General features: G+C 55.7%; 22 protein-coding genes. 7 read left to right on the forward strand and 15 right to left on the reverse strand.

The features are described from left to right. Nucleotides 1-483: 483 nt before the first annotated feature. A complete protein-coding gene (locus AACY98_RS10405; protein WP_339804803.1) occupies nt 484-1,053 on the forward strand; it encodes a hypothetical protein in 570 nt (189 codons plus the stop codon). 421 nt (nt 1,054-1,474) lie between these two features. Further along, the gene (locus AACY98_RS10410; protein ID WP_339804805.1) at nt 1,475-3,820 is read left to right on the forward strand and encodes a hypothetical protein; all 2,346 of its coding nucleotides are present in this window, start codon (nt 1,475-1,477) and stop codon (nt 3,818-3,820) included. Nucleotides 3,821-3,961: 141 nt separating this feature from the next. On the opposite strand, the gene AACY98_RS10415 is transcribed toward AACY98_RS10410, so the two are convergent. Together AACY98_RS10415 and AACY98_RS10420 are read right to left on the reverse strand one after the other, a co-directional pair. Continuing rightward, nucleotides 3,962-4,510 (reverse strand): hypothetical protein, encoded by a 549-nt coding sequence (locus AACY98_RS10415; protein ID WP_339804807.1) that lies wholly within the window; start codon nt 4,508-4,510, stop codon nt 3,962-3,964. A gap of 951 nt (nt 4,511-5,461) precedes the next feature. Further along, entirely contained in the window at nt 5,462-5,767 is a 306-nt protein-coding gene (locus tag AACY98_RS10420) for an antibiotic biosynthesis monooxygenase family protein (protein ID WP_339804809.1), read from the reverse strand. A 339-nt stretch (nt 5,768-6,106) separates the two neighbouring features. Here AACY98_RS10420 and AACY98_RS10425 point away from each other — a divergent pair, with 339 nt between their 5' ends. Then, entirely contained in the window at nt 6,107-7,108 is a 1,002-nt protein-coding gene (locus tag AACY98_RS10425) for a patatin-like phospholipase family protein (RefSeq protein WP_339804811.1), read from the forward strand. A 163-nt stretch (nt 7,109-7,271) separates the two neighbouring features. On the opposite strand, the gene AACY98_RS10430 is transcribed toward AACY98_RS10425, so the two are convergent. Then, nucleotides 7,272-7,433, reverse strand: a complete 162-nt coding sequence (locus tag AACY98_RS10430) for a hypothetical protein (protein ID WP_339804813.1) — start codon at nt 7,431-7,433, stop codon at nt 7,272-7,274. Between the two features lie 374 nt (nt 7,434-7,807). On the opposite strand from AACY98_RS10430, the gene AACY98_RS10435 reads away from it, so the two are divergent. Continuing rightward, on the forward strand, nt 7,808-8,164 hold the full coding sequence (locus AACY98_RS10435) for a hypothetical protein (RefSeq protein WP_339804814.1): 357 nt from the start codon (nt 7,808-7,810) through the stop codon (nt 8,162-8,164). Nucleotides 8,165-8,342: 178 nt separating this feature from the next. Here the strand turns inward: AACY98_RS10435 and AACY98_RS10440 are convergent, their stop codons facing one another. Then, nucleotides 8,343-8,576, reverse strand: coding sequence for a hypothetical protein (locus tag AACY98_RS10440; RefSeq protein WP_126979987.1), 234 nt, complete (start codon nt 8,574-8,576; stop codon nt 8,343-8,345). Between the two features lie 268 nt (nt 8,577-8,844). Here AACY98_RS10440 and AACY98_RS10445 point away from each other — a divergent pair, with 268 nt between their 5' ends. Continuing rightward, a complete protein-coding gene (locus AACY98_RS10445; protein ID WP_339804816.1) occupies nt 8,845-9,186 on the forward strand; it encodes a hypothetical protein in 342 nt (113 codons plus the stop codon). 109 nt (nt 9,187-9,295) lie between these two features. After that, entirely contained in the window at nt 9,296-9,511 is a 216-nt protein-coding gene (locus AACY98_RS10450; RefSeq protein ID WP_126979985.1) for a DUF3079 domain-containing protein, read from the forward strand. A gap of 352 nt (nt 9,512-9,863) precedes the next feature. On the opposite strand, the gene AACY98_RS10455 is transcribed toward AACY98_RS10450, so the two are convergent. Both AACY98_RS10455 and AACY98_RS10460 read right to left on the reverse strand, forming a co-directional pair. Continuing rightward, nucleotides 9,864-10,295, reverse strand: a complete 432-nt coding sequence (locus AACY98_RS10455) for a hypothetical protein (RefSeq protein ID WP_126979984.1) — start codon at nt 10,293-10,295, stop codon at nt 9,864-9,866. Nucleotides 10,296-10,451: 156 nt separating this feature from the next. Further along, nucleotides 10,452-11,522 (reverse strand): hypothetical protein, encoded by a 1,071-nt coding sequence (locus AACY98_RS10460; protein ID WP_339804819.1) that lies wholly within the window; start codon nt 11,520-11,522, stop codon nt 10,452-10,454. A gap of 296 nt (nt 11,523-11,818) precedes the next feature. Here AACY98_RS10460 and AACY98_RS10465 point away from each other — a divergent pair, with 296 nt between their 5' ends. Then, nucleotides 11,819-12,061: a hypothetical protein gene (locus AACY98_RS10465; protein ID WP_339804821.1), complete on the forward strand. Its 243-nt coding sequence runs from the start codon at nt 11,819-11,821 to the stop codon at nt 12,059-12,061. A 238-nt stretch (nt 12,062-12,299) separates the two neighbouring features. Here the strand turns inward: AACY98_RS10465 and AACY98_RS10470 are convergent, their stop codons facing one another. From AACY98_RS10470 to AACY98_RS10510, 9 genes are all read right to left on the reverse strand, one after another. Further along, on the reverse strand, nt 12,300-12,485 hold the full coding sequence (locus AACY98_RS10470; RefSeq protein ID WP_126979981.1) for a hypothetical protein: 186 nt from the start codon (nt 12,483-12,485) through the stop codon (nt 12,300-12,302). Nucleotides 12,486-12,568: 83 nt separating this feature from the next. Next, complete coding sequence (locus tag AACY98_RS10475; protein WP_339804823.1) at nt 12,569-12,988, reverse strand: hypothetical protein; 420 nt, start codon at nt 12,986-12,988, stop codon at nt 12,569-12,571. 143 nt (nt 12,989-13,131) lie between these two features. Beyond that, nucleotides 13,132-13,464: a hypothetical protein gene (locus tag AACY98_RS10480; protein WP_339804825.1), complete on the reverse strand. Its 333-nt coding sequence runs from the start codon at nt 13,462-13,464 to the stop codon at nt 13,132-13,134. Nucleotides 13,465-13,683: 219 nt separating this feature from the next. Further along, entirely contained in the window at nt 13,684-13,878 is a 195-nt protein-coding gene (locus AACY98_RS10485) for a hypothetical protein (RefSeq protein ID WP_126979978.1), read from the reverse strand. A gap of 97 nt (nt 13,879-13,975) precedes the next feature. After that, nucleotides 13,976-18,613 carry a T6SS effector BTH_I2691 family protein gene (locus AACY98_RS10490; protein ID WP_339804827.1) on the reverse strand — a complete coding sequence of 1,546 codons (4,638 nt, stop codon included), beginning with the start codon at nt 18,611-18,613 and terminating at the stop codon, nt 13,976-13,978. 23 nt (nt 18,614-18,636) lie between these two features. Continuing rightward, nucleotides 18,637-19,605: a hypothetical protein gene (locus tag AACY98_RS10495; RefSeq protein WP_339804829.1), complete on the reverse strand. Its 969-nt coding sequence runs from the start codon at nt 19,603-19,605 to the stop codon at nt 18,637-18,639. 24 nt (nt 19,606-19,629) lie between these two features. Then, a complete protein-coding gene (locus AACY98_RS10500; protein WP_339804831.1) occupies nt 19,630-20,409 on the reverse strand; it encodes a hypothetical protein in 780 nt (259 codons plus the stop codon). After that, nucleotides 20,406-21,428 carry a hypothetical protein gene (locus tag AACY98_RS10505; RefSeq protein ID WP_339804833.1) on the reverse strand — a complete coding sequence of 341 codons (1,023 nt, stop codon included), beginning with the start codon at nt 21,426-21,428 and terminating at the stop codon, nt 20,406-20,408. The genes AACY98_RS10500 and AACY98_RS10505 overlap by 4 nt, the downstream gene beginning before the upstream one ends. 29 nt (nt 21,429-21,457) lie before the next feature. Next, complete coding sequence (locus AACY98_RS10510; RefSeq protein WP_339804835.1) at nt 21,458-26,464, reverse strand: T6SS effector BTH_I2691 family protein; 5,007 nt, start codon at nt 26,462-26,464, stop codon at nt 21,458-21,460. Between the last annotated feature and the right edge of the window lie 15 nt (nt 26,465-26,479).

Genomic DNA, 26,479 nt, shown 5'->3' on the forward strand with positions numbered 1-26,479 from the left:
CCACCCACTCCACAAGCGCCTACAAAGCCATTACCGGCATCCCAGACAATCGCAGGCAGCACCCGATCATCTTCTATAAGTCAATGATTTTTATAACAAAAACAGCGCTAGGGTTTCACCTGATTGTGAGCCGGAATGGCACTCTCTACCATGGGAACCGCTTCCAACAGCGACTTCGCCGTGCCTGACCGCACGGTTTTTTTTATGCGCTGCCAGCATATAGCGCATGCCTTCTCTCGATTCGGGTTTACGGTAAGTCTGGCAATAAAAACTTTCTCCATCGCCAACGCCCTCAACCCTAGCAAAAACATCGCAAGTTCTGCCTTGGCATCCTTTCATACACCTCGCCAAACGCTTTCCCAAGCATCAATGCATCTGCCTCCTCAGCCCCACCTATACACAGTTTCCCAGCCTTCAATCGTTCACTTAGCCGGCCTTATCCGGGCGATCATACAGCCTCATTATTAAAAAAGAGAGGGAAATATGAAAATGATCAATGTCATCAAAAAAGGCACTGTGCTGGCTCTTGCCACACTTGGCCTGTGTCTGTCGGTTTCAGCGTCTGCCGGACCACAATGGACCAGAGTTTCGGGTATTTTTACCAGTACAGGTATCGAAACCCACAATGGTGACTCCTTTTGCGAAAACATCAATTGGGTTTCGCATACACAATATATAGGCCCCTGGAATTGGGCCGGCGAAACAAGTATCGCCTGCAAGACATCTTACAACTATGGGAAGGAGGAAATCTGGTTCACTAAAACTACCTACTGCAAAGAAGGTGGTCAGATTGATCAGGAAAGATTTGGCTGTTATGAATTTAGAGAAGTCACAGAACCAGAACCTCGATGTCCACCAGCCGGTACCATCACTGGATCTATAGACGGCAAAGACTTTGGTGTGGATTCATCAGGACGTTTTTGTGCAGGCGGTTGCGTCATTAACGTACCAACAATGCCTAAATGTGAAGTCACCGATGAAGGTAATATCGAAATATTCTCTGAGATTGGCTCTGCTTCACATATGACCTATACCGGCGAGGAATGCGAATAAACATTTACTTTCATGCTTAGTTAATCGCAATCAAGGGCTTCATCGCTTTATATCAGTGATGAAGCCCTTTTATCAAAAATGCATCAACTCTACGCTGTGCTGTCTTCAGCGTACTTTCTCAAAAGACCCGGCTTTAAAAATCAACGCATGGGAGAGCGTGCCAGCCTTTCCCGGATACCCATCACTGCCTTGCGGCCTTTGCCAACCACGGCCTGCTGCCGGCAACGATAAAATAAGCACCGATGGCAAAATGCCTGCCCTGATTTGACTTCGCTGTACAGATGGGCACAAAATAGCCGTGGACCTTGATACTGCCGACACCGTACACGTCCTGTTGCGCACACCTGCCGCCCGGTTGGGGCTGGTGCAGACGAACCGCTTATCACAACGACAATCACGACACACACAGACCCGATTCCTTATGAACACACCCAACACATCCTATCCGTGGACATTTCAACGCATCGGCGGACTTGACCAGGTAGTCCTGGCCAGCGCAGACGACATCAGCTACCTTGACCAGCTTGACCCCAAACTCTGGGTCGCGCTGAGCTGCCCGACTTCGGGCATGGAGTTTGATACACGCACGCTGCAATTGCTTGATAGCGACAAGGACGAGCGCATCCGCATTCCTGAAGTGGTGCAGGCCGTCAAATGGTTGTGTCAGCGGCTCAACGACCCGGGGGAAATCATTCATGATCCGCAGGAACTGCCGCTGGCCAGCATCAAGGCCGATACCGACGAAGGCCAGCGCCTGCTGGCCACGGCACATGCCATTTTGAACAACCTCGGCAAACCCGATGCGCAAAGCCTCACCCAGCAGGATGTGGCCCGCTCGGCCGCACACGCTGGCGAAAACGTCTTCAACGGCGACGGCATCCTGCCGCCACTGCCAGCGCTGCAAGCCGATATCTGCGACTTTATCCAGAATGCGCTGGACATCATCGGTGGCGTGGAAGACGCCGGCGGCCAGATTGGCATTAACAGCGACATCGCCAATGCATTCACCCAAAGCCTGCAAAACTGGCAGCACTGGCGCAAAACGCTGGACGGCGCAACCACCCCGCTGGGCGCCAACACACCCGAAGCATGGGACCTGCTGAGCGAACTCTCAGACAAAATCAACGACTACTTTTTGCGCACCGAACTCGCCGGCTACGCACCACAGGCGCAGGCCGTGCTCAATGTTGACGAAAAATTCCTGGTGCCGGTACAAAACGGCCTGCTCGAATCCGAAGCCCTGTCTGAATTGCCGCTCTCCAAAATCCAGCCGCAGCAGCCGCTGGACCTGCACTCGGGCATTAACCCGGTATGGCGCGACCGGGTACAGCGCTTTGCCGAACTCATCGCCCCCCTGCTGGCACAGCCCGCAAGCCTGACCTTTGACGAATGGCGCAACATACAGAAAACGCTGGCACCCTATTCGCAGGCCGTTGCGCTCAAACCGGCGCTGGTCAGCGCCAAAGTCACCACCCCGCCCACATCCACCATCGACAAGCTGGGGGCCGACAAAATCAGCGAGCTGCTCAGCAGCGGCGTGGCCGAACGCTTCATCGAACTGACCGAAAAAGACAGCACCACCCCGGCCGCCGCCGCCGACATTGCCGACGTGGAACGCCTGGTGCTGTACTACAAACACCTGTACCACCTGCTGCGCAACTACACCAACTTCCACGACTTTTACGACATGGACTGCACCGCCGCATTCCAGGCCGGCATCCTGTTCATCGACGGTCGCAGCTGCCGCCTGTGCGTGCCTGTGGCCGATGCAGCCAAACACGCCACACTGGCCGCCTACACCGAGCTGTATCTGCTGTACTGCGAATGCACCCGCACCACACAAACCGCCGATGGTGAAAAACAGGAAAAACGCCTGATTGCCGCCGCCATGACCGCTGGCAACTCCGACCTGCTGCTGGAAAGCCGCAACGGCGTCTTCATTGACAACCAGGGCAACGACTGGGATGCCACCGTCATCAAAATCATCGCCAAACCCATCAGCCTGAAAGAGGCCATCTGGTCGCCCTACAAACGCTTCGGGCGCATGGTCTCCACCCAGATCAACAAATGGGCCAGCAGCAAAGACGACGCGATTGCCGCCAACGGCACCCAAAAACTCCAGACACTGGCCACCAGCACCCCGGCCGCAGCCACCACCGGCACGGCAGCTACAACCGCCGCCCCCAAATTCGACATTGCCAAAAACGTCGGCATCTTTGCCGCCATCGGGCTGGCACTGGGTGCCATCGGCACCGCACTGGCCACGCTGGCACGCGCCCTGTTTTCACTGCAGTGGTGGCAGTTCCCGCTGGTCTTTCTGGGCATCTTTTTACTGGTCTCCGGGCCTTCAGTCATCATAGCCTGGTTCAAACTGCGCCAGCGCACGCTGGGTCCGCTGCTCGAAGCATCCGGTTGGGCCGTCAACGGCCGTGTCAGCATCAACTACTTCCTGGGCTCCCAGCTCACACGCAAAGCCGAGCTGCCCGACAACGCCACCCGCAGCTACAGCGACCCCACCAAACCGTCACGCAACAAACCGCTCACAGCATTCATCGTGGCGCTCATCATTGGTGCTGCTGCCATGGGAGGCTGGCTGTGGTATCGTGCGGCGGCCAAAACCCCGGCCACACCAACACCGCCTGCGGCTGAAGCCGTGCAGAACGCACCTGCGGCACCCGCGACAAATGCGGCACCAAATACAGTGCCAGAAGCAACACCGGCAACCCCCGGCACAGAACCGGCCCTGCCTGCGGCCGCTACCGAATAAGACTCTGCATCTGGATGGCACCGGCAAGGCCCTGGCTCGCTGCCAGGGCTACAGTAGGCGGTAGTATGCTGCTGAGTTATGCTGAGATTGCTGCCCGGGCCCAACCGCCCGGCCCATCCAGGCAGCACTTCAGACAGTACGCTAGCGCATCAGACGACTGGCACAACTCTCTGCCGCCTGTTCCGTAAAGTCCATAAACGCCTGTGCTTCGCGCGCATCTTCGCCAGTCGTTTCCATCAGGTAATTCACATCCAACAGCGCCTTCGCATCGTAATGCGCCGTAATACGGTCCAGCGTACACTGGCAAACCGGCTTCAAATCCGCGCCATACTGCACACACTCGCGCATGAAATTATCCTCAAACCCCTTTAACGCGACCTCAGGATAGGTCAGCCCGCACTCGTAACCCACGCGCAACGCATCCTGCTCCATTTTCCGGGTCTCAGGCGATGAGGCTGGCAACGCAAAAACCCGGCTTAATTCCGGCAGCGTATAGGCTTCCTCCAGCTTTTGAAAGCCGCACTGGCATACCGGCTCCATATATGCCCCGTACTCAAGGCAACCGGCCATAAACGCGCTCTGCGCACGCTCTCTCATCGCACTGGACGCGGCCGCCGAATCTTCACGGCGCTCATCACACCCTGCGAGCAATGCCAGCACCCCACATAAAAACAGCGTTACCAGTCTCATGACATCCCCTAATCGTACAAAAATGCATCCAGTATAAATGCCAGCAGGCAGAAAACCCCAATTCCAGACAAACCGGTACCAGCCCGGCACGGCAACTTCAGGTCGATGACAGCTTTCACATGCATGTGAGTCAGGAGAAAAAGAAGGAAAAGAAACAAAACAACAGCGCAAATACAACAATGGCAGCAGTCAAAAGCCACCAACGTTTACCACCAGCGTTTTTTGCCATCCGGATAATATCAATACGCGCCGCAACGGGGACATGAATCTATATAGCGCTATATAGTTAGTGGCCAGCCTGGACGACCCGCTTGCATTGGGGACAGGATCGCATCAAGAATGCGTCCCTCTTGAAACAAAACCGAACAGGAAAAGAAAATGGTCAAGGTTTTTGCCCGCCCTTGACCATCAAACCAGAAAACCACTGGCATATAAACCTAGGCACCGTTTTGGGTTTTCTGGCACTCTCTCTTTACATATTGTCGTTATAAAAACACCTGTTCTGTTTCATTATTATGGGCCAAGCAAGGCGTTTAAAAATAGCAATAAGCGGTAATATTACCGGTTTTCGCATTTTTCTTACTTAATCTGGCACAGGGTTGCGTTAAATCACAACTTTAAAGTGCCAGCCAATGGGAAAATACAACAGATCCTTGCACCCGGCATACACAAAACCCGCCATCTGTTCCCTCATTCCCATTTTCAAAACATGGGCAATATCCCTGTTGCCTCTGCCAGAGCGCTGCAATACCCCTGTATAGATTGAAATTGCGCGCGCATGGGTCTATGATGAAACCTTATGCATCCCCTTGCTGGCATTGGGGCATTTAAGGCCTCCGGGGCATTTCAGCTTGTCCCATGCCGCAACGCCAGGACAAGCCAATAGCCGGCAACCAACAGCACACGCTACCTAAGACTTGCGGCAATTTGCCGCAACATCCAACCCCGAAACTACAGCACCGCCTCAAAACACTCCAGTTGCGGTGGCCCCAGGTAAATATCGCGTGGCGTTTTCCCTGCATTGGCATGGGCCTGCCGGAACGCCTGCGAATGCGTCCAGTCGACAAACGCCTGCTGCGACGCCCACACCGTATGCGAAGCAAACAACGTGTACGTATCGGTCTGCGGACCGCGCAGCAAATGAAAGTCGACAAACCCCGGCACCTCTTTGAGGTGACTATCCCGCGCACGCCAGATCTCAACAAACGTCTGCTCATCGCCGCGCTTCACTTTAAACCGGTTCATTGCAATATACATCCTGATCCTTTCTGTTCACATCACTGCATCTGTTACATACCATAATGCATCCGCACCAACCAAACTGCGCCCATGGTTAAAAACCAGTGCGTGCTAACGCGCACTCAACAGCCAAATCCGGAACAATTAAACACAATGGCCCGCAGAAACACCTGTAATCACATTTATAATCATATGCATTATTTTCACCAATTTCTCCACCCATTGACAGCCCGCCATGCCATTTAACCAGCTCTGCTCCCACCCTAGCGCCAGCATCTGCAAAACATGCAGCAAAACGCTCTGCCCTGAATGCGGCAAGGCCCTGGGCTAAAACACAGACACTGCCGCCAACCACCTATGCCACCAGCCAACAGCCCCCGCAAAACAATCAACCTGGCCCTTCAGGGTGGCGGCGCACACGGCGCATTCACCTGGGGCGTGCTCGATGCATTGCTGGAAGACGGCCGGCTGGGATTCAGCGGCATCAGCGGCACCAGTGCCGGCGCCATGAACGCCGTGGTACTGGCTCATGGCCTGCTCAGTGACGGCAACGACGGCGCCCGTCAGGCCCTGACACGTTTCTGGCAGGCCATCATACAGCAGGCCGCGCTGGCCACACTGCCATTTGGTTACTCCAGCTCGCACATGCTGCTGCAATGGAGCCGCTTCATGTCGCCACAGCAGATCAACCCCATGGCGGCCGACCCGCTGCGAGACATCCTGCAAGACCAGATCGACTTTGAGCACCTGCGCCGCGCCTGCCCGCTGCAACTGTTTGTTGCAGCCACCAACGCCAATACCGGCAAACTGCGGCTGTTTGAAAACCACGAACTCAGCGCACAGGCGCTGCTCGCATCCGCCTGCCTGCCCACCATCCACCGCGCGGTAGAAATCGATGGCGAGTTCTATTGGGATGGCGGCTACAGCGCCAACCCGGCGGTATTTCCGCTGTACACCAACTGCCCGGAACGCGACATCCTGCTGGTGCTGCTCAACCCGCTGCAACACCTCAAAACACCCAAAAGCGCCGAAGACATCCGCACCCGCTCACTGGACCTGGCGTTCAACGCCGCATTCCTGCGCGAAATGCAAATGCTCACCCTGCTGCGGGAACAATCCGCCTTCACCTTCTTCCCCAGCGGACGCATAGAACGGCGCGTCAAAAAACTGCACTTCCACCTCATCAACGCCGAAGACCTGCTGCCCACGCTGGCGCTTGAAACCAAACTGGTACCCAGCCGCAGCCTGGTGGAAATGCTGTTCGAGCAGGGCCGCACACGCACACAGGAATGGCTTGCCAACCACTTTGAAGCCATCGACAACCGCTCCACCCTTGATCTGCAGGCCGTATTCAATTAAGCAATTTTTTACCGACCGTCAGGTGCGTCGTTGCCGTTTCGCATGCGGTTTCAGGCACGCCGCCATACCGTACGTCATACACCGTACATAGCGTCATACACCGTGCACACACTGTGCACACGGCGCCCGCAGCATGCCATGAAAAAACCGCCCCCTGCGATCCCTAATCCTTATCTGCCGTTTGAGATGATGGCGCCTGCTGGTCAGCGGGTTTTGCCTGATCCTGCTGGGCTTTCTTCGCCTTCACCTTTTTCATATCCTTGATGAAAAAAAACAAAGCCACAGCGCCTACGCCAAGAACCATTCCCAAAGTGGATGTATCCATCTGTATATCTCCTTTTTAACGCAAGAATAACATCAACCACATCAGCCAAAGGCCAATAACCCACTAAAGGCGAAAACACATCGCCGCGCTCTCCTTTGTTAACCCACCTTTATACCACCCCTATGCAATCTGCACAGCGATACATGAACCAGATACCCGCAGTATCAACAAAAAAGACTTCTTATGGAGTTCACATAAACTTCTCCATCAGTCATTAAAGTTACTCCTCAGGGGCCATGCCAACACCAGAAACAATACACCGTATGGGTGCAGTTTGAACGTATTTTCTGTGCTTGTTACGCTCAATACCCGCCGGAAAAGATATGTGTTGCATGTATTCCCGACATTGTGCTAACTCAAAACAAGGATACACCGTGAACAAAACAACAACCGCTGACAATTCACACAGCACACAACAGACAGGTGGCCCGCTGCGCCAACCTGCAAGCACATCACCTGAACTGATGCAACAAGCTGCCGATGCGCTTTATCAGATCATCCGCCAGTCAGACCTGTGGTTATACCAGGCACAGGCCATCCGCGACCTGGCAGCCGTCCATGAACAGTACACCGACATCAACCAGTTTGTACAGCTTGTCGGTGCCCTGGCTGAAACACTGCGGCAATCCATTCACGGGCATCCTGTATTGGCACAATCTATCTCACTGGCCTACCAGCTGCAGCAGACAGCATTGCAAAACACCTGCCCAGAGCCCCCCCTAACGCCATAACCCAACCCCATCGGGCATATTACCGGGGCGACATTCATACAAAACAAAAAGCCACCTGCGGGTGGCTTGTACATTATTCATACGCAAACAACGGCATCCATACCATCAGACAGACTCAGACACATCCATACCGGCCCGGCATTCAAGCCCCGACGCACACCTACTTGTGATACCGCTTTTAACTGCTGCGAAGCTCATTCATCGCCAGCACCAGCGCCTCATCTGCCCGCTCCATACTCAGATAAAGCTGTGCACTGCGCCGATAAGGTTGTCCCAGCCTGTAAATAGTCCATCCCCACAAGCCATTCTTCTTCAAATCCAGCTTGCCGAGGAGATCACACGCTTCCGATAATGGTCCACACTGCATGGCAGACCCCTCCTGTAAAGTACTCTCAAACCATAAACTATCCATGGTGCAGTGCCTACTTGTCAGTCGTTTGTGCCCCATATTAAAGAAAAAAGACCTTCTTCATAGCGCATGCCCATATACACGACTTCAAATCTGGTCTATCCAGATTTCCATCCACCCGCCTTTTGCCTCATCGCACAGCAACATAGACGCCGCATGCAATAACCGTTATCATGAAACTATTAGGGCAAACACCGCCACGGCAGATCCGCAGGTCCAAAAACACCTGACGCTATTTGCTTCCTCCAAAATAACGATTACAACAATTCAAATGAAAAAACTCATCATCATCGCAGTGATAGCAATCTGTGGCTATCTTGCCTACCAGAAATACACAGAAAAGCCGCCCGTTTACACCGGCGCACCTTATATCCATGTATATGGCCGCACAAGTTGCGGCTATACCCGCCAGATGATGCAATACCTGCAAACCCAGGGCACCCCCTTTAGCTTTTACTCGGTCGACAACGCCGGTACAGCAGACATCCTGCACACCAACATGCGTGCTGCCGGCCTGAACACCCGCAGCTACTACCTGCCGGTGGTTGACGTCAACGGTAAAATCAGCATCCGGCCAGACCCCAAAACCGTCAGCGCAGACTACTACCGGTAAACACCGCTGAACACGGCACTACTCCTCCACATTGAGTCCGCCCATACTGCCGCCATATATACTCCAGCCCGGCATCTGGCAACAGCCGGCAAAGGTATAAAATACGCTTATGAGCAAAAAATTTCCGGTCCACCCCAAACACCCCGAGCGCAACTGCTGGGGTTGTGACCAGTATTGCCCGGCCACATCGTTGCGCTGCGGCAACGGCTCAGAAAGAACACAACACCCGGTCGAACTGTTCGGAGAAGACTGGCTCGAGTGGGAACAAAACCACCCCCCACAACCTGCCCCTGCCACCAGCGACAAAACCGGCAGCACACACTGACTTCGCATCCAACCACCGGGTTCATGATTTTGCTTTGGGAACATTCGAGAACAAAGCGCACTACACCAGATGCCCCTTTGGACAAGAGCTGCGACTCAGACTTTTTTATGCTTCCCACAATTGCCGCCTCGCTTTTACTGGCTGAATCCAGAATTAAACACTGCCGGCTCTGAGCGCTCCTCCTGCATTTTCCCTGCTCAGGAGCAAACAGCACCGACATGGCAGCCATTGCATCGGCAAACTTTTCCAGTTGATCAGGCGCATGCGCATACAGCTAATCACTGGTTACACACACGCCACCACACCGGCACGGCATCCGCCACAGATACAACAGGCCACCTTCATACCATGGCTACCGCCCGCGAAACTCCGCAACCACCTCTTCAAAACTCGGGTTCGACTTCGCCCGGCCATGCACAAACACCATCGGCGGCGGCTGATCCATCACCTGATCAAGCCTGAGCAACAAACGCCGGTTCTCTTCCGTCGCCTCCAGCGAAAGACTCAAAGAATTCGTCCTTCTGAACGCAATCCCCTCTGCCCGCAACGCCGCAGCCAGATCATCCGCAGCACGCGCTTGCTGCGACGTACAATTCATCGGCGCCATAATCACAATGCCTTCCCCGACCACCTTGGTTGACAGCTCCACAAAGCCATTGTCACTCGTCGCCCGATTCAATGCCGCCTGCTCCAGTGCCTGTTGCTGCTGCTCCCTGTTCATGAAATAAAACACCGAAAAAACAGCCAATGCAGCCACCATTCCCATGACAAGCAATCTTCTCATCTTCAGGCCTTTCAAAACTAAACACATTCATATACGCGCTTATCACACCGTATCATTCAAACACCATATTCAAATACATATCGCCACAAATTCGTTCAGATACCACCCCCACATAACAACCCGCAACCGCTACTGCCGCCACCCTGCCCCCAACCCTTAGGCGACAGCCAGTTCGCTCGCCGGCTCCCAGTCTGCGTGATACGCCTTGCCCAGCAGCACGCAAACGTATTTTCCCAGGCTCATCCCTAGGCACTGCTGCACCGCCTGTGCGCCAGCATCCTGCCACTGTGCCGCCAGCGCCAGCCGGGCAAACACCGGCCAGTCTTGCGACAACTGCTTGACCAGCGTTGCCGCCAGGTCGTACGCCTGCGACATCGTTGCCTGCTTTTGAAATGCATCGCCTGACCAGAACGCCTGAATCGTCTGCGCCGTCCAGTAAGCCTGTTGGTTTGCCAGCATCTGCCAGGCGTCCAGCTCAGCAGGCACACGCCCGGCCAGAGACTGCTCCACATTCACCGCAATCCCCTCATTCAACCATAACGGCAGCGGCAGATGCGACACATAACTGTGCGTCAGCTCATGCACAATCACCGGCTCCATCAGCAGCAAATCGGCATCCATCGTCACAAAATGCCCGCAACCCGCATTCAGATACATCCCGCTGCTGCGGGCAATCTCCGCCTGCTCATCCGGATAATAGGCAGCAATATACGAAAAATACGCATCCACATCGTCACACACTACCAAAATATCCTTGCCCCAGCCCTGATCATCGGCCACCCCCTGCAGCGTGTGCATGATGCGCCTTCGGGTGCGGTCAATAAACGCCATCGCCGCCACCGCCCGCCGCTGCTCCAAAGAAGAAAGCACAAACGTCTGCGCACTCTCCATCAGAACATACCCGGCACCCAGCGCATCACGCAAATGCAGCAGCCAGCCGCGCTCACACGCCAGCCAGGCTTCAGCCTGCTGCGCCGCCGGCACCTCCTGCTCAATCCAGTCATACACCCGCTGCCAGTCCGGCAGCGCTACACCATCGTGCAAGCGAATCAGCTCCGGCAAATACAGCCGTGTCTTTTTATTTTTTTCATCGCCTTCATTTCCCTCATTCCCATCATCTTCCTTCTCCAGCTCAACCCACTGCGGCGCCTCCCCTTCACACACCCAGGCACCCTGCCGCCCGGCCTGCGGGCGGCCCTTCAACCATCGCCACAACTTGTTCAGCATACATATCCCCTGCTTCAAATCTATGTCACTCAAGGTAATCACCATAATAACATCACGCCCTGATGGTACCAACCCGAATCACCGCCTGAAGCCTGCGTCTTTCACCGAAACCATCACAACTGCCTACCCCGTCGCAGCACCGTAATCTCCTCCGCCTGGTCTGGCACACACCGCCAATGCAGGCACCCTGTATACCCTGGGCTGTGTACCCGACTTCCGTGCTGGTCTTACCACAGAAAAACCTCTGCCCTCACCCATAATGACCCTGTAGACACCCCAAAACACAGGAGCCTGTCATGCCAATTTCAGCAGATGACTACAACCAAGCCCGTGCAACAGTCAGACAGTTTTATAACCTGAACCATATCAATGGCGCTGCCGGACATACGCATGCCGTCCATAACACTCGCGGCGGTGTACCCAATCGCTACGGCACCGAACTGATCGACACCGTCCGTGCCGACCTTGCCAACACCACCGTCGCTCAAGGCGCGCGTGACGATCTGATACGTCGACTGGAACGCATTCTCAATATCTAGCGCACACTCCGCAGGCACCATATACCGCACATTTTCGGGTGAACCAGAGCACCTTTGGGACAGCGTCACAATTGGAACGGACAAGGAATAAACAACTCTGCAGTCCGTGCGGAAAACATTGGCCCAGCAAACCTGCTTCATACACGGGGCATAGGCAATGGCCGAAGCGGGTTGCGCATCAGAAGCGCATCAGAAAATACACCCCCGGCCGAGCAACCGGTTGCAGCAACCGGCCTCCTTACCTGCCTGCGAGCGCTCCAATCACCTGCAAAACAATAAAAACCACCAGACAGCCTAAACCAAACAGGGACACTATTTTCGAATAAGGCCCCAGCAGGCGATTCCTCATAACGATATTAACGGCGCAAAGCACAACAATAACAGCCATTGCTATACCGACAATCCTGATCATCACAATCAGCATTTCAAAGCTCCCCTTATCGGCTTCATGGCGTTACACACAGCACCCCATATAAAAAAGAAGGAAGGTGGATTGATGCACAGATGTCATTCGCGTAATCTTTTAACATCCTCTTTTGTTAGCAAACCAAACTTTTGCATCTTACTCGCCATCGCATTAAACACCAGCATATTTTGAGAATCCAAAGAAACGCCTGTGTATTTTTCATAAATTTCAGCAATAGCACGCACACTTAAATCTAGCGCATCAATATATGCACCCTCTTCACTCTTTTTGCTTATCACCGCATTCACAGGTGATACTTTTAAGCTACTGTTAACAATAGATGTAATAAAAGCATCGTTTAAAAAAGACTCAGGAACACCATATTTTTCAAGCAATTCTCGAAAAAACTCTTCTCCTGTAAGATTTCTGGCTGTAACCGTTGGAATATCCGGTTTTGGTATAAAGTGAATAAAAAGGAAAAATAAGAATATACCGACAAAAACAGCAATAAAGATTTCCAAAATAAGCCCCTTATCAATTACATTCTCACTCTAATGGTATATCAAAATCAATTCAGCATACCGAGAAGTAACCGTCTGTGCGCATATCCCATGTCACCTGAAATTATCGCCTGATATGCCTACGCATCAGGCACAAGACAAATTCAATCATTTACTCTATTTCTTAACCTCTTTACTAAATAGTAAATCATCGGTTTAAGTATATAGTTACCTACCCCTGCTCCAATGATTACGCCTAACAGAATTGTCCAGCGCATACCAAAAGAACGAGGTCCATTTCCTGAATATAAACCATCTTGAACACCAAATACATAAAACGTCAGATAGGACATAAGCCCAAAAGTTAATAGCAAAAACACCAAAGCCAAAAACCAGAGAACAACCGATTCAGCGTCCCATTCAATTGCAATGATGATTGGAAGAATGAAAAGCATTGACACAAATCCAGCAACAATATCCCTTACCTCAGCAGTCACGCTCTTCCCTCATTTCTCCCAAGTGGTTATGCACATGCAATTCTATCTGGCCACTTCCTCAGACCTCCACCCGAAAGCCCGGCGCAAAACATCTAAGATCAAACACTTGGCAACAAAAGCATATAGGCAGATACAAGCGTGTCTGGCAAAACATGGCAACGCCTTATGGCTTTTAGCTGAAAACAGTTGCTCCCCAAACCCCAAATCATTGAAAGCCATTTACCGCTGCTTGGAACGCCTGATCAACTGCAGCACCACCGACACCACCACACACACAATCCCCGCCACACTCACCATTGCCCCCGCACCATGCAAAACCGTACCCTGGTTAAATGCGTCATAAGCACACAGCAAAAACAAACACACGCCCGCCAGCGCAAACACCACTTCTGCCACTCTTGAATACTTTGTCATAATCAACCAGCCAAATTCATATCAGAAAAACACACAAAAACCAGGGCACACCGACCGTATCCCCCGCCAACATCTACATCTATGACTACGCCCCGCACTAAACGCTGCACACCTCCGGCAAATCAATTTCAGCAAACTCCTCAGGGTCGTTACGGTCAGGCCAGTAACGCAGCCTCACATTCACAAAGCGGATATCCTCCGCATCCGTATCCAGCACCACATGGGTGTGAATCCCCTCCAGCGAACTCGGCGTCGTGCCAAACACATCATAAACACTTCTGCGCGGTATATTGCGGTTACCTTCGTGCGCCCACTCCAGCTGCTTATGCCACACGCCCAGCATCGGGTTAGACGTAATCTCATTTGGAGAAGCCGTCGTCGTATGCGGCCTTCCGCTGGGCGCAGGCAGGCTCTCCACCGTCAGGTTATTGTGGCGCACATCCAGTGCCGCCAGACGCTCATTGCGTGTAGGCGCAGGCCCTGAAAACAGATCATACGGGTGCGAAGCCGCCGCCACAATCGCGGCCCGGTTCGTCTGCCCATTTGCGCCCCGCCCCGTCAGGTAAACCTCCAGATAATAAGACAGTGCCGCCTTCTCCTTGCTGTAAGACGGCAAATCCACCTTGCACTCCACCTCCACCCCCCTGATCGTATGGTGATGCATCACAGGCGTTATCGTTCCCACCCAATCATCCCGGTATTTTTCATGCAGGCTGATGGTCCCGCCGGTCACAGCAAGCTGCGGCCACAGCCCCATCCAGGCCGCCTTCAGCGCCTGAAATGCACTGTTCATATGCTCATACCGGTTCCACTTGTAGGCAAACCCGGCCACCGTCCTTTGCGGCGGCGTGCCTTTGCCAAACACGCAGCGCTTCATCCAGCCCTCCAGCGGCTTGGTTCGCTTGCTCTCGGCCACCATCACAAATATAGCCGCTGCCGTGCCCGCCACCAGCGCCACCACCCCGCCAATCACCGGCACCGCAACCCCCAGCGTTCCGGCCAGCAGCAGCACCGACCCTACTGCCGCCGTCACCGAACACGCCGCCGCCAGGTTATAGTACTGCGCCACCTGCGGGTTATCGCCCATCTTTGCCGCGTTAGAAGCCTTCACCGCCGATGCCGACGCATCCAGCATATTCGTCACCGCGCCCAGAATCACGCCATTGCGCGTCAGGTTCCTTGCCAGCGTATACGCAGCCGTACCCGTACCCAGCGTCAGCGGCTGCCGGTACGCCAGCACCCCTTCAATCGTGCCACCGGTCAGCGTCATCGCGCTCGACGCAATCCCCACCGACGCACTGAAAAACTCAAAATATGCCGCATCCCGCATCTCGCCGGAACTGTTATCAATCGCCTTGCACGCATTATTGAGCGACTGCCACAGCAGAATAATCGACACAATATCCAGTGCCGCCCCCAGCTTGGCCGAATTAATCGTATCCCCCGCCTGCCCCACCGCGCCCCTGCGCCGCTCCAGCGCCACATCGGCGTCTGCCCGGCGCTGTTGTGCTCCTGCGCCATTGGCCGCCCGTGTTTTAGCATCCAGGTCAGCCTGTGCAGCAGTCACCGCATCGCTGGCCGCCTGCGCCTTGCCGTTGGCAACAGCCAGTTCCGCTTCCCGTGCCGCCAGCTTCTCTGCACTGTCCTGCGCGGCCTTCACCGCACTGGTTTTTTGCGCCTCGCTGGTCCCAGCCTGCCCGTTCAACACACGTGCCTGCTCCGCTTTAGCTGCAGCGTCCTGGCGTGCCTGCTGCGCACTCACTTTGGCCTGCTCCAGTTCGGCATTAGCCGTGCGGGCATTTTCCCGCGCCTGCGCCGCCGCACGTTCAAGCTCCTGCACACTGCCGCTGCCTTGTGCGCCAGCACCATCCGCAACACCGACCGCTACATCGCCCTGCTGCCCGTAGGCAATCGGCGCCAGCATCTTAAACACCGTTCGGCGGTGCCTGTTTGCAGCCTGCGCATCCGCGTTTCCTCGCGTCAGGCTGCTGCTGCCGGCAAACTCATTATGCCCGGCATCGGCCTTATAAGCCGCAATGGCCCGCTGCACCGCAGCGGCCCGCGCCTGCGGCGCAAGCGACTCTACGTTGGAAGGAAAATACCGCGCCGGAATCGACACCTCGGTAAAAAACCGCCACTTGATCCGCGTGCTGCTCGTCAGCCGCCACCACGTGCGCCCCTTCACCGGCAGCTTGCCGCCGTGCCCCTCATGAATTCGCGTCAGGTAATCCTCCAGTTGCGAATACACCTTCTTTAAATCATCGGTACTGGTAATCACCATCGTCTGCGTCACCGCCTTGTTCTCATACAACAGCACACTGTAGCGCAACATATTGTTCGCCTTGCCGGTGCGCGGCGGCATCGGGTCAGAGCCAATACCGGCATTATTTGCACGCGCCCTCTCCCGCGCCAGCGCCTGCTCGGCTGCGCGCTGCTGCCTTTGCGCCTCCTGCAACTGTTCTTGCGCCCGCGTCTGCGCCCTGGCTGCCTCGTCAGCTGCGGTCTGTGCTTTCTGCGCCTCGTCGGCAGCAGCATTGGCGGTATCGCGTATACGGTTAGCGTCGGTCTGCAATTTTTCTGCATCGCTTTGCAGCTTCTGCGTATCGGCACTCTGTGTCCGGGCCGCCTCCTTGGCTGCCGCCGCTTTCTCATCGGCCGCCCGCTGAACCGCCTGTGCCCCTGCCAACTGCACAGTTGCATGGCCTTTGGCTACATCAGCCTGTGTGGCTTTTCCCTGGGCGGCACTGCGTGCACGCTCCAGCTCCACCCGGCGCGCCTCGGTTTCGTTAAGCGTTTCCACCTCGGCCATCGCGCTGTTGGCCGCCACCGACAACGCCTGCCGTATTCGCTGTAGCGAAAGCTGGTCCTGCCACTTTTTATACTCGTCACCCACCTTCACAATACCGGCCACAACGCCATGCATCGCTTTCACTTGATCCAGCAGCGATCCCTTCACCGCCGCATCCAGTTGCGCTTGGTTACTGGCGCTGTATGGCCTGCTGCCCATGCTGTCCAGCAGCGTTTCATACGCCTGCTGCGCGGCCTTCTCCTGCGCAATGCCACCCTCAAGCAGCGCATCAATCTGCGGCGTGCGCCGGAACAGCGCTTTGGCAAACAGCGAATCATAACTACCCAGCAAATCCTGCCAAAGCAAAATGGAAGGCGTCGCCCCTCTGCGCTTGTACACCAGCGGCCCCAGCGACAAATCATTTTTACCCGTATCGTACTGCGCCAGGTCCGACGGTCCGCCATCCAGGCAGCGCGCCACCATCCGCATGAAACTCGTGGCAGACACCCGGTTGTCCGGCACCGCGGCATCATCATCCGTATAGTCGTACTGCGCTACCCGTTGAAAATCCTCTGCCCTGAACGCATTCACATACGTCTGTGTGATCTTGTTGATGGTGTCAATAAACCGGTTGTTCCACGCCGCGTAGCTGTTATTAAACGCGCGCCGCTGCGCAATGTCGTAATACTCACCAGCACGCTGGTCAATATCCCTGATCTCGCTGGCCGTCAACTGCGTATGGTTTGGATAGCGTTGGCGCACCTGCGGCAGATACGCTTCACGCCAGTGCCCATGCTCGCGCTCATAGTCACGCTCGGCCTGCGGAATATCGGTTGGTGCGGCTGTGGCCCTTCTGCGGTTAGTCACCACCAGGTCCAGAAACTGGCTTGTTTTCTGGTTTGTTTCATCCCGAATCTTCGCCTCACGAATCTTGGCAATTTCCACTGAAGTCGCATACTTGTACGAGCGCAGCTCCGAACTGTTCCACTTCTTCCTGTCCAGAATCAGCGCATTGCGCAGGTAGTTTGTTTCCAGCACCTCGCCCACCGGGTCGGGCACCACCACCGCGGCAATACCGGCCACCGGCCGCTTGGCCCGCTGGTAAGCCGCAATCGTGCTGTTGACATAGCTTTGAGTTGCAGTTAGCTTATCCGATGCTCCTCTCGGATACGCCTTGAACAATGAGAAAATTCTTATAGTTTCTTGGGCTATCGTATATTCCAGCACCTGCTTCAAAAATGACACATCATTCTCGCGCAACATCCCTCCGTAAGCGGTCTGGTTGTTGCCCTGTTTCAGTGCGTCAATATCCAGCGCCATAAAACGCGCGTCAAACTGCTGGCCGGCCTTGTAGTCGTTAATCACCTTCGCCGGCCAGCAATCATTGGCAAACGCCAGCCACACGCGCTCATAGCGCACGTCGTCCACTGTGATGAACGCCGCCGGAATATCATGATTCGCTGCCGTGCACTTGGCCGGTAGCGGCGCCGGCCGCCCGCGCCGCATGTTGTACGGGTTGATGCTGCGGAAATGCCCTTGCTCCGTCACCTGGTACGCCTGCACCACTTTCTGTGCGTTTGGCTGCCCGCGCCGTTGCAGGTACACATACAGGTAACCTTGCCGCAGCACCCGCCGTTGCAGCGCGGCTTTTTCTATCGCCTCGCGCAGCGGCAGCAGCGACGCCGCATTACCCCCCGGTTGTCGATCAAATATTTCGCGCTCATGAACCCAATTCGCATAGCTTAACTGTGCTGCTGTAGTTCCCCGACGCAATGGCAGTATCGGCAGCCCCCGGCGCTCGCACGCTTTGCAACCGTGGGCATCGCGCGGGCATTCGCCGTCCATCGCGTCTTCCATCACCGAGAACACATTCTCCTCGGTCACAAGCGGGTTGTCATTCTGCTGCTGCCGCAGCGCTTCATACGTTTGTTCTACACCGTTTGTCATTCTTCTTTTTCTCCATCATGCCTTTATTTGTTCGGCACCTGTCCGTCTGCAAACATACTTCTCAGGCCAATTTCAAGAAACCCATTATTTACTTCATCATGGCGACCAACATATTTGGCCCACACATCTTTTTTCAACCACACTGCAATCATTGCCTGGTCTGCTGCCACATCCCACATTGCTGATGGAACCCCTTCTGGCGCCCTATCTCGCATCATCGCTTCAATTGATCTGTCTTCGCTCCTAGTTCTAATAATTAAAATATCTGCAGCACCTAATTGTTTAGTTACCATAGCGATATATTTCTCCTGATCTCCTTGAGTCATTTCCGGTGGTAACCCTGTTGTTTGATCATAAGGATTCTGCGTATAAAAACTGAAATACACCATCCGGTCATCTTTGTCCGTACCTATAACAACTGCCTGAGGATACCTATTGCTCTGCATCGCATCTGGGAACCATATCACGACCTCATCAGCCGTACCATACTTCAAATGTGGATCAACTGTTGAATAAAACCCTTCTGCGTAGGTGATGCAGATGTCATCGCCAATCCTTCCAAACGCCACATCGGGGTGGCATTCGGGAAGCTGCGGCACCACCTCGCCCAGCGTCAGCCCGTACAGCGTGACCGCATGTGCCGGTGCACTTGCTGTCGCCGATTGGGTTGTGACGGGCTCAGCAACAGCAGTAGCCGTATCGGCGTATGCCGCCACGCCCAACAATAAACCAAGTAATGTGCTGATGACCATTTGTGGTACTTTCCTGATCAAGCCGGTTTGCATGTGTTTCTCCTGTTTCGTTTTTTCTCTTTGCCACAACAGCATTGCAAGCCTCCGGCGCTCACGTACCCTACAGCCGTGGGCATCACGCGGGCATTCTCCATCCATTGCGTCTTCAATCACCGAGAACACATTTTCCTCAGTAATCAGCGGGTTGTCATTATCCTGCCGTCGAAGTTCAGCCTGTATTTGTTCTGTAGTGCTTCCCATTGCCTTACCTTTTATATTCTGTTATTAGCGAGGTAAATTCCCGTCTGTAAACATGCTTCTTAGACCCATTTCCAGATATCCTGCTGAATTTTCCCCATATTTCCCAATGTACCGTCCCCAAAAACCGTCTTTGTGCCACGCTGCCATGATTGCACCATATTCCGCAGAAGACCAAGTTTCTTGAGACACCCCCCCTGGTGGACTGGCAAGTGCCATGTCATCTATGGGGTCATCTTTAACACGAGTCCTCACGACGTAGATGTCAGGTTTTCCAAGAAATTGATTAACCATTTCCACATATTGTTGTTGACGCTCATGAGTCATCTCTGGTGGAAGTCCAGTTATTTCATCATACAAACCTCGCACGTAAAATCCAAAATACACCATCCGGTCTTCTTTATCCAACCCAACTGCTATTGCTTTTGGGTAGCCTTCCACCATCATCTGTTCAGGAAAATATATTCCCACCTCATCGGCTGTACCGTATTTCAGGTGCGGTCCCATAGTGGAATACATCCCATCTGCATACTCGATACACGGGCCATCGCCTTTGCTGTACCACAGCATCCTGTCTGTACATTCAGGCAACTGCGGCAACACCTCGCCCAGCGTCAGCCCGTACAGCGTGACCGCATGTGCTGGTGTGTGTGTTGGTGTATGTGCCGCTGCACTTGCTGCTGGTTCAACATGAGGCGCTGTTTGTGATGCAGGCTGTGCAGATACCGCTGCACCCAGCAGCAGTCCATACAGAGCGCCTGTAATGGCCAGCGTCATTTTGATGGGCATGGCGGTATTGTTTTTCATGCATCCAGCTCCTGCAATATGCGCATGATCTGCACATGCGACAACTGCCTCATCTGTGCGGCCAGTGATGACGGGTTCTTGATAGCATGGTCAATTCTTTCGCGCACCACGGGGTGCTGCTCCATGCGCGGGTGCATGGTCAACCGCATGATGGCAAACACCTGGCGGTCTTTTGCGTCTGCAAGCCCCCGGCTGTGCGCCGCGTGCAGTTGCTGCAAGGCCATGTAAACCGCCCCTTGCGGCAGCGTGTACTGGCTGCGGGCCAGCAGTGGCATTTGTTGCCGCTGCTCAGGCCCAAGCGGCTGCGTGCACAGGTAAACCCAGGTTCTGAGCACATCTGCCGCCAGCGCGGTGTCGATCTGCGCATTAATGGCACTTTGCGGCAACATCACCGGGCCGTCTGCTGTATTTGCCGAATCTGCCGTGCTCACCGGCTCGGCCTTAAAGCACAGAAAACCCCGGTTGCTTGCCGGCACAATCCACTGCGATATGGCCCCCAGCCACTGCGCATGGATATGCGGGGCTGCCTCATTGCACGCGTAGGCGATCAGCTCCTGGCGCAACGGCTCATACACCGGGTAGATGCGGGCACCGGCAGGCAATGCATCGTCTGCATCGGCATTGGCAATTGCAATCATGTCGCCCTGCGCTGCTGCGTACACAGTGCGGCGGGCAATTTCTGCCGCCAGTGCATGCAGGCCCAGGCCGCTTTGCAGCCAGCCGCAAATATAACGCCGCTCGGCCGGGTGTTCGTTATGGGCGTATTCAATGGTGGCATCAAATACATCGCCCAGCTTGCCGTCAAGCGGCTCGCCGGCCTGCGCCAGCAGCACCAGGTGCGGGCAGTCGGCCAGTGTGTGGCTTAAATCGGGCCGCTCCACCACGGCAATGCTGCCTTTGCCCAGCGTGTTCTCCAGCGATTCCAGGCTGAAACAATCGTCTTCGTCCGCCACTTCCAGCGGGTCCACCAGCAGGTATAGCGGCTGGCTGATGTCGCGCTGCGACCGGATCAAATCCATATATGACTGCACCACACTCATTCCTTTACCTATGCAGCTACACGGCTCGCAGCAGCTGCCCCGGCATTGCTGCCGCTATGTGAATTGGCCTGCCCCGTGCTGGCCTGGCCGCGCACCGCGTACATGTACAGGCGCGGAATTATCATTTCCACATAATCATCAGGCTCGCTCACATCGCGCCAGTAGCGCAGGTTCACCACCACATGGTCCAGCGTATCGGGTTCCACATCCAACACGTGGTAGGTTTTAATCTGCTCTACGCTAGGCTTCCTGGCCGCCGCTGCGGCCTGCGCCTTGTCGTACTGTTCGCACCAGAATTCCGACGTGTAATTGTAAGTCTGGGCCATCATGCTTTTGTCTCCGGCCGCAGCAGGCATCATCACATCGGTATACACGTAGGAAATATCGTCCAGTCCCTCGTTATCCACCTCCAGCGCAAAAGGCCGCGGCAACTGTTCCTCCGACCGCAGCCCCGGCGTAAACCGGCCCAGCGCATGGCTGTGCCACAGCACCTGCTCATCTGCCATCACCGCACGATTCTGGCTGTCTGGGCTGGGCAAGCTGCCTGTTACATTCTGCACCAGCGGTCTGGGCGCATTCACCGATGGATGCCTGAGCGGCAGCCCCACCTCGGTGCCGTTGGTCAGCACCGCATGCATGGTCATGCTGTAGCCGGGCTGCATGCCTTTGCCTGCGCCCGCTGCGGGCAGGTTTACCATGGTCTGCACATGCATGGTGGCAGGCACATACCATATGTTGTATATCGGCTTCATCCTGTCTGCACCGCGGCGCGCCTGCCTTGCCTTCAACTCTGCCGCGCTCAGCGGCTCGCGGTAAAAGGCAAAGTCACTCATCCTGAAAGACAACTGCGGCAACAGCCCCAGCCAGGCCGCGCTCAGCGCGCTGAACGCCGTATTCATATGCTCATGGCTGCTCCACTGGTAGGTATACCCCTTGACCACCTGCCCTGATGCCGGGTCGCGCACACCCAGCCCGAACACGCAGCGCTCCAGCCACGCTTCCAGCGGCTGCGTGCGGTTGGCATCAGCCCAGTGCACCAGTATGGCGGCAATGGCGGCAAACGTTACCGCCACCACCAGGCCTACCACCGGCATTGCAATCACCATGACCCCGCCCACGCCGGCAACCAGACTGCACCCGGCGGCCAGGTAATAACACGTCACCACCTCTGAGAGCTCTTTCTCATCCTGCGCGGCAGATGCCTTATAGGCGTAGCCCATGGCTTCAAGCAGGCTGCTGAAAGCGCATATCACCGCACCGCCCTTGACCATGTTGCCCGCCAGTATGTACGCCATACTGTTCTTTGCCACCGTCGCGGTCATGCGCCATGCCAGCACACCTTCGGTTACCCCGCCAGCCACTGCAACCGAACTGCCCACAATGCCGGTTAACGCGCTGTAATACGCCATCACCTCGGCCATATGGGCCTTGCCCACTGTCTTCTTCATCGCCTGGGCAGCATTCTCAAGCGACTGTGAATAAAAATAAATCGCCAGCAGATCAAGCCCTACACCGGCAAACGACGAAACGTTGCCATAACGCCCATGCGCGCTGTCCTTGCTGCTCACCTCTGCCTCGGCACTCCTTTTCGCATCAATGGCCGGGTCACTCACCCCTTGCTGCTTGTCCACATCGCTCTGCGCGTTGCGCACCCTGTCGTCGGCATTATTCACATCAGTGGTTTTGTCCGTTACCTCCTGCCCGGTGCGGTTCACCTCGCCATCGGCCCGGCGCGTATTCTCATTGGCCGTCTCAAGGCTGCCCTGGCTGCGTTTGTTCGCATCTTCAGCCTGCTGCGTGGTTCGTTTAGACTCCTCATACTCGCCCGCCGCCGTCTGCGCCGCCTCTGCCGTGCGCTTGGCCTCTGCCTGTGCATTTTCCAGCGTCTCATTGGCGGTTTTCAGCTCATCGGCTGCGCGGTTGGCTGCAGACTGCGCCTGCTCCAGTTCGGCCTGCGCTATCTGGGTGTTCCCCTGTGCATTTCCCGCATCGGCCTGTGCCTGCTTGAGCCGCTCCTGCGCCTGCCGGTTGTTCGCCTCGGCCTGTTCGGCCTGCTGCTGCGCCTCTTTCAGCCGCTGCTGCGCCTGCCGGGCCTCTTCACCCGCACCGCTGGCCACACCCTGCAGGTACTGGTTATACAAGCCCGGTACCAGCCACTTGAGCAGCGTCATGCGCTTTTTGTTTGAAGGCACCGCGCGCTTGGTGTCGCTGCTCGAAAACGAGCGGCTGCGCTTGAACTCATCAGGCTCATCTGCGGCAAAACGCTCCACCGCCTGCTGCATCAGTTGTGAGCGCTTGGCTGCGTCCGTTATCTCAAGAAAATCGGCTGGCAGGTACTTTGCCGGCACCCGCACCTCCTGAAAATGCCGCCACGCAATCTTGTCGCTCGAAGTCAGCGCGTACAGCCAGCGTGCCTTGCGCGGCAGCTTTTCACCGCCTGCGCTGCGGTGAATCTGCGCCAGCATATCCTCAATCAGCCCCGGCAGGTATTTAATATCCTCCACATCGGCCGGAATATTAAACGGCAGGTACACCCGGTTATCGTAAATCAGCGCACTGTAGCGCTGCATCACCTCTCTGGGCCGGGGCATTTCCGCTTCCATCTGCATTGCCACACTGCGCAGCCGCTCGGCTTCGGCCTGCGCCTTTTGCGCCTCGGTCTGGGCCGTATTCACCTGGCCCTGTGCCTGCGAATTCGCGGTACGAGCATCATCGGCCCGTTGCTGCGCAGGCTCAACCTTCTCAGCGGCTTCTTGTGCCTGCTGAGCCTTCGCGTTGGCCTGCTCCTGCGCCTCCCCGGCAGCCTTCTGGGCACCATCGGCCTTGGCCTGTGCTTCGTTGGCCGCAAGCCTCTTATTCTCCATATCCGTTTCGGCCTGCTCCAGCGCTTGGGCATCCTGACTGGCCTGCTTTTGTGCATCGGCCTGGGCCTGCTTGGCTTCCGCCTGGGCCTGCCTGGCGTTGTCCTGCGCCTTTTGTGCATCGGCCTGGGCCTGCTTGGCGTTGGCCTGGGCCTGTTGCGCCGCAGCCAGTGTAGCCTTTTTCATATCCAGGCTGTTCAACTGCTCGGCGGCATTAGCACAGGCCGAGCGCAACACCGCCACCGAGCGCTGCATTGACTTATCGTTGAGCCATACAATGAGCTTGTCACCATCGTTCACAATGCCGTAAACCGCCTTGAACATGGCGTTATGCAGTGACATTATCCTGCTGCGCTCGGCATCATCACGCGCCTGCTCCCACGCTTCATGGCTCGGATGGTTCTGCTTGAGCGTCTGCACATAAGCCTGCTCGGCCTCATACTCGGCGTTGGCCGCCTCCTCGAGCTTGGCCCGCAGGTCGGGGCAGCGCCTGAACAGCGCTTTGGCAAACAGCCCGTCATAGTCGTCAATCAGCCGCTCCCACAGCAGTGTGGAAGGCCTGCTCTCAATCTCGCCGCGCTCCATCCACGGGAAAGAACTGTTCGCCTCCTTGGACGCTTCATACAGCGCCATATCGCTCGGCCCGCCCTCCAGCGCCCCGGCAATCAGGCGCGTAAAACTCGTCGCCGACACCCGCTCGTCAGGCTCTTTCACATTGTCGTCGGTATAATCATGCTGCGCCACCAGCTCAAACAGCTTGTGCTCAAACGCGCTCACATACAACTGCGTCACGTGGTTAATCGCCCTGATAAACACATTGTTCCAGCGGCCGAAAGCCTCGTTAAAATCCTTGCGCTCGCCCAGCTTGCAGTACTTGTTCAGCCGCTCGTCAATCTTGGCGTAATTCACATTCTGCTTAGGCATATACGCCTTGACTGCATCCTCATACGTTTCATAAGGCCGCAGCGAGCCAAAAGCCTTCCTGTAGCCATCCCAGTTGGTACGCAGTTGCTCTTCTGAAAGCATTGAGGCGGCAATTATCTCACCGCCGTTGTTCGACGCCGGATCATCCACCGAATAATTTGACGCCGCCATCTTGATCGCCGTCACCGCCCGCTCGCGCCGCTGCTCCTGCACCTTGGCGCTGCGGATTTTACCCATCTCCACCGAGGTCGAAAACATATACGCGCGCTGCTCGGAGCTTTCCCACTTTTTCTTGTCCATCACCAGGCTGTTGCGCAGGTGATTCGTCTCCTGCACATCACCCACCGGGTCGGGCAGCACCAGCGCCGGCACTGCCGCCATGCCGTGCTTGGCTACCTCGCTGCGCACAAAATCCTGTGTGGCCTGAGTTTTGGCCGTTCGTGAATAAAAACCATGCAGTGTAAACACGAGTGTTTCATCCTGCTGTGCATATTCAAGTACATTATCTAAATAAGAAGAATCACCATCGCGCAGTAACCCGCTCCATGGCGGCAGCCCGTCGCCCTGCTTCAGCGCATCCACATCCACCTCAACAAAGCGCTCATCAAACGCCTGCCCGTCACGGTAGGCGTTAATCACTTTGGCCGGCCAGCAGTCGTTGGCAAACGCCAGCCACGCCTTGCTGAAATATTTGTCGTTGATGTTGATGAACGAGGCCTTGATGTCGTGCCCGTCGGCCACGCAGCCCCGCGGCAGCGAGGCCGGGCGGCCATAGCGCATTTTGTACGGATAAAAACGCCGCAAATGCCCTTCCAGCGTCACCTGGTAGGCATGCACCACCTTGTCCCCGCCCTTGCGCGGCTGCAAATACACATACAGAAAACCGCGCCGCAGCGTGCGCAACTGCGGCTGGGTATTCGTCACCGCCTTGCACAGCGGCAACACCTGGTCTTTTTTTGTGGTCGATTTCGAAGAGAATACGTTGCTCTCATGGTCCCACCAGGCATTCTCCAAAACCTGCGCTGTCAGCACACGCCGCAGCGGCAGAATTGGTATGCCGGGACGCTCGCACGCCTTGCAACCAAAGCGCTCGTCCTGCGGGCAGGCATCCTCGGCCATCGCTTCGAAAAACGTCGCGTCGTCCTCCAGGCTAACCCTGCCGTCTGCACCCCGGTTATGTTCATTTTCTAAAGCCCGGATGTCTTCTTCGTTTCTTCTGCCCTGTGCCATGCTACTGCTGCCCCT

Source organism: Saezia sanguinis (assembly GCF_963921665.1).
GTDB classification, from domain to species: domain Bacteria; phylum Pseudomonadota; class Gammaproteobacteria; order Burkholderiales; family Burkholderiaceae_C; genus Saezia; species Saezia sanguinis.

Excerpts from the sequence above, each read along its gene's own strand:
- AACY98_RS10405 (WP_339804803.1), top strand. The coding sequence starts at position 484 with ATGAAAATGATCAATGTCATCAAAAAAGGCACTGTGCTGGCTCTTGCC.
- AACY98_RS10410 (WP_339804805.1), top strand. The coding sequence starts at position 1,475 with ATGAACACACCCAACACATCCTATCCGTGGACATTTCAACGCATCGGC.
- AACY98_RS10415 (WP_339804807.1), bottom strand. The coding sequence starts at position 4,510 with ATGAGACTGGTAACGCTGTTTTTATGTGGGGTGCTGGCATTGCTCGCA.
- AACY98_RS10420 (WP_339804809.1), bottom strand. The coding sequence starts at position 5,767 with ATGTATATTGCAATGAACCGGTTTAAAGTGAAGCGCGGCGATGAGCAG.
- AACY98_RS10425 (WP_339804811.1), top strand. The coding sequence starts at position 6,107 with ATGCCACCAGCCAACAGCCCCCGCAAAACAATCAACCTGGCCCTTCAG.
- AACY98_RS10430 (WP_339804813.1), bottom strand. The coding sequence starts at position 7,433 with ATGGATACATCCACTTTGGGAATGGTTCTTGGCGTAGGCGCTGTGGCT.
- AACY98_RS10440 (WP_126979987.1), bottom strand. The coding sequence starts at position 8,576 with ATGGATAGTTTATGGTTTGAGAGTACTTTACAGGAGGGGTCTGCCATG.
- AACY98_RS10445 (WP_339804816.1), top strand. The coding sequence starts at position 8,845 with ATGAAAAAACTCATCATCATCGCAGTGATAGCAATCTGTGGCTATCTT.
- AACY98_RS10450 (WP_126979985.1), top strand. The coding sequence starts at position 9,296 with ATGAGCAAAAAATTTCCGGTCCACCCCAAACACCCCGAGCGCAACTGC.
- AACY98_RS10455 (WP_126979984.1), bottom strand. The coding sequence starts at position 10,295 with ATGAGAAGATTGCTTGTCATGGGAATGGTGGCTGCATTGGCTGTTTTT.
- AACY98_RS10460 (WP_339804819.1), bottom strand. The coding sequence starts at position 11,522 with ATGCTGAACAAGTTGTGGCGATGGTTGAAGGGCCGCCCGCAGGCCGGG.
- AACY98_RS10465 (WP_339804821.1), top strand. The coding sequence starts at position 11,819 with ATGCCAATTTCAGCAGATGACTACAACCAAGCCCGTGCAACAGTCAGA.
- AACY98_RS10470 (WP_126979981.1), bottom strand. The coding sequence starts at position 12,485 with ATGCTGATTGTGATGATCAGGATTGTCGGTATAGCAATGGCTGTTATT.
- AACY98_RS10485 (WP_126979978.1), bottom strand. The coding sequence starts at position 13,878 with ATGACAAAGTATTCAAGAGTGGCAGAAGTGGTGTTTGCGCTGGCGGGC.
- AACY98_RS10490 (WP_339804827.1), bottom strand. The coding sequence starts at position 18,613 with ATGACAAACGGTGTAGAACAAACGTATGAAGCGCTGCGGCAGCAGCAG.
- AACY98_RS10495 (WP_339804829.1), bottom strand. The coding sequence starts at position 19,605 with ATGGGAAGCACTACAGAACAAATACAGGCTGAACTTCGACGGCAGGAT.
- AACY98_RS10500 (WP_339804831.1), bottom strand. The coding sequence starts at position 20,409 with ATGAAAAACAATACCGCCATGCCCATCAAAATGACGCTGGCCATTACA.
- AACY98_RS10505 (WP_339804833.1), bottom strand. The coding sequence starts at position 21,428 with ATGGATTTGATCCGGTCGCAGCGCGACATCAGCCAGCCGCTATACCTG.
- AACY98_RS10510 (WP_339804835.1), bottom strand. The coding sequence starts at position 26,464 with ATGGCACAGGGCAGAAGAAACGAAGAAGACATCCGGGCTTTAGAAAAT.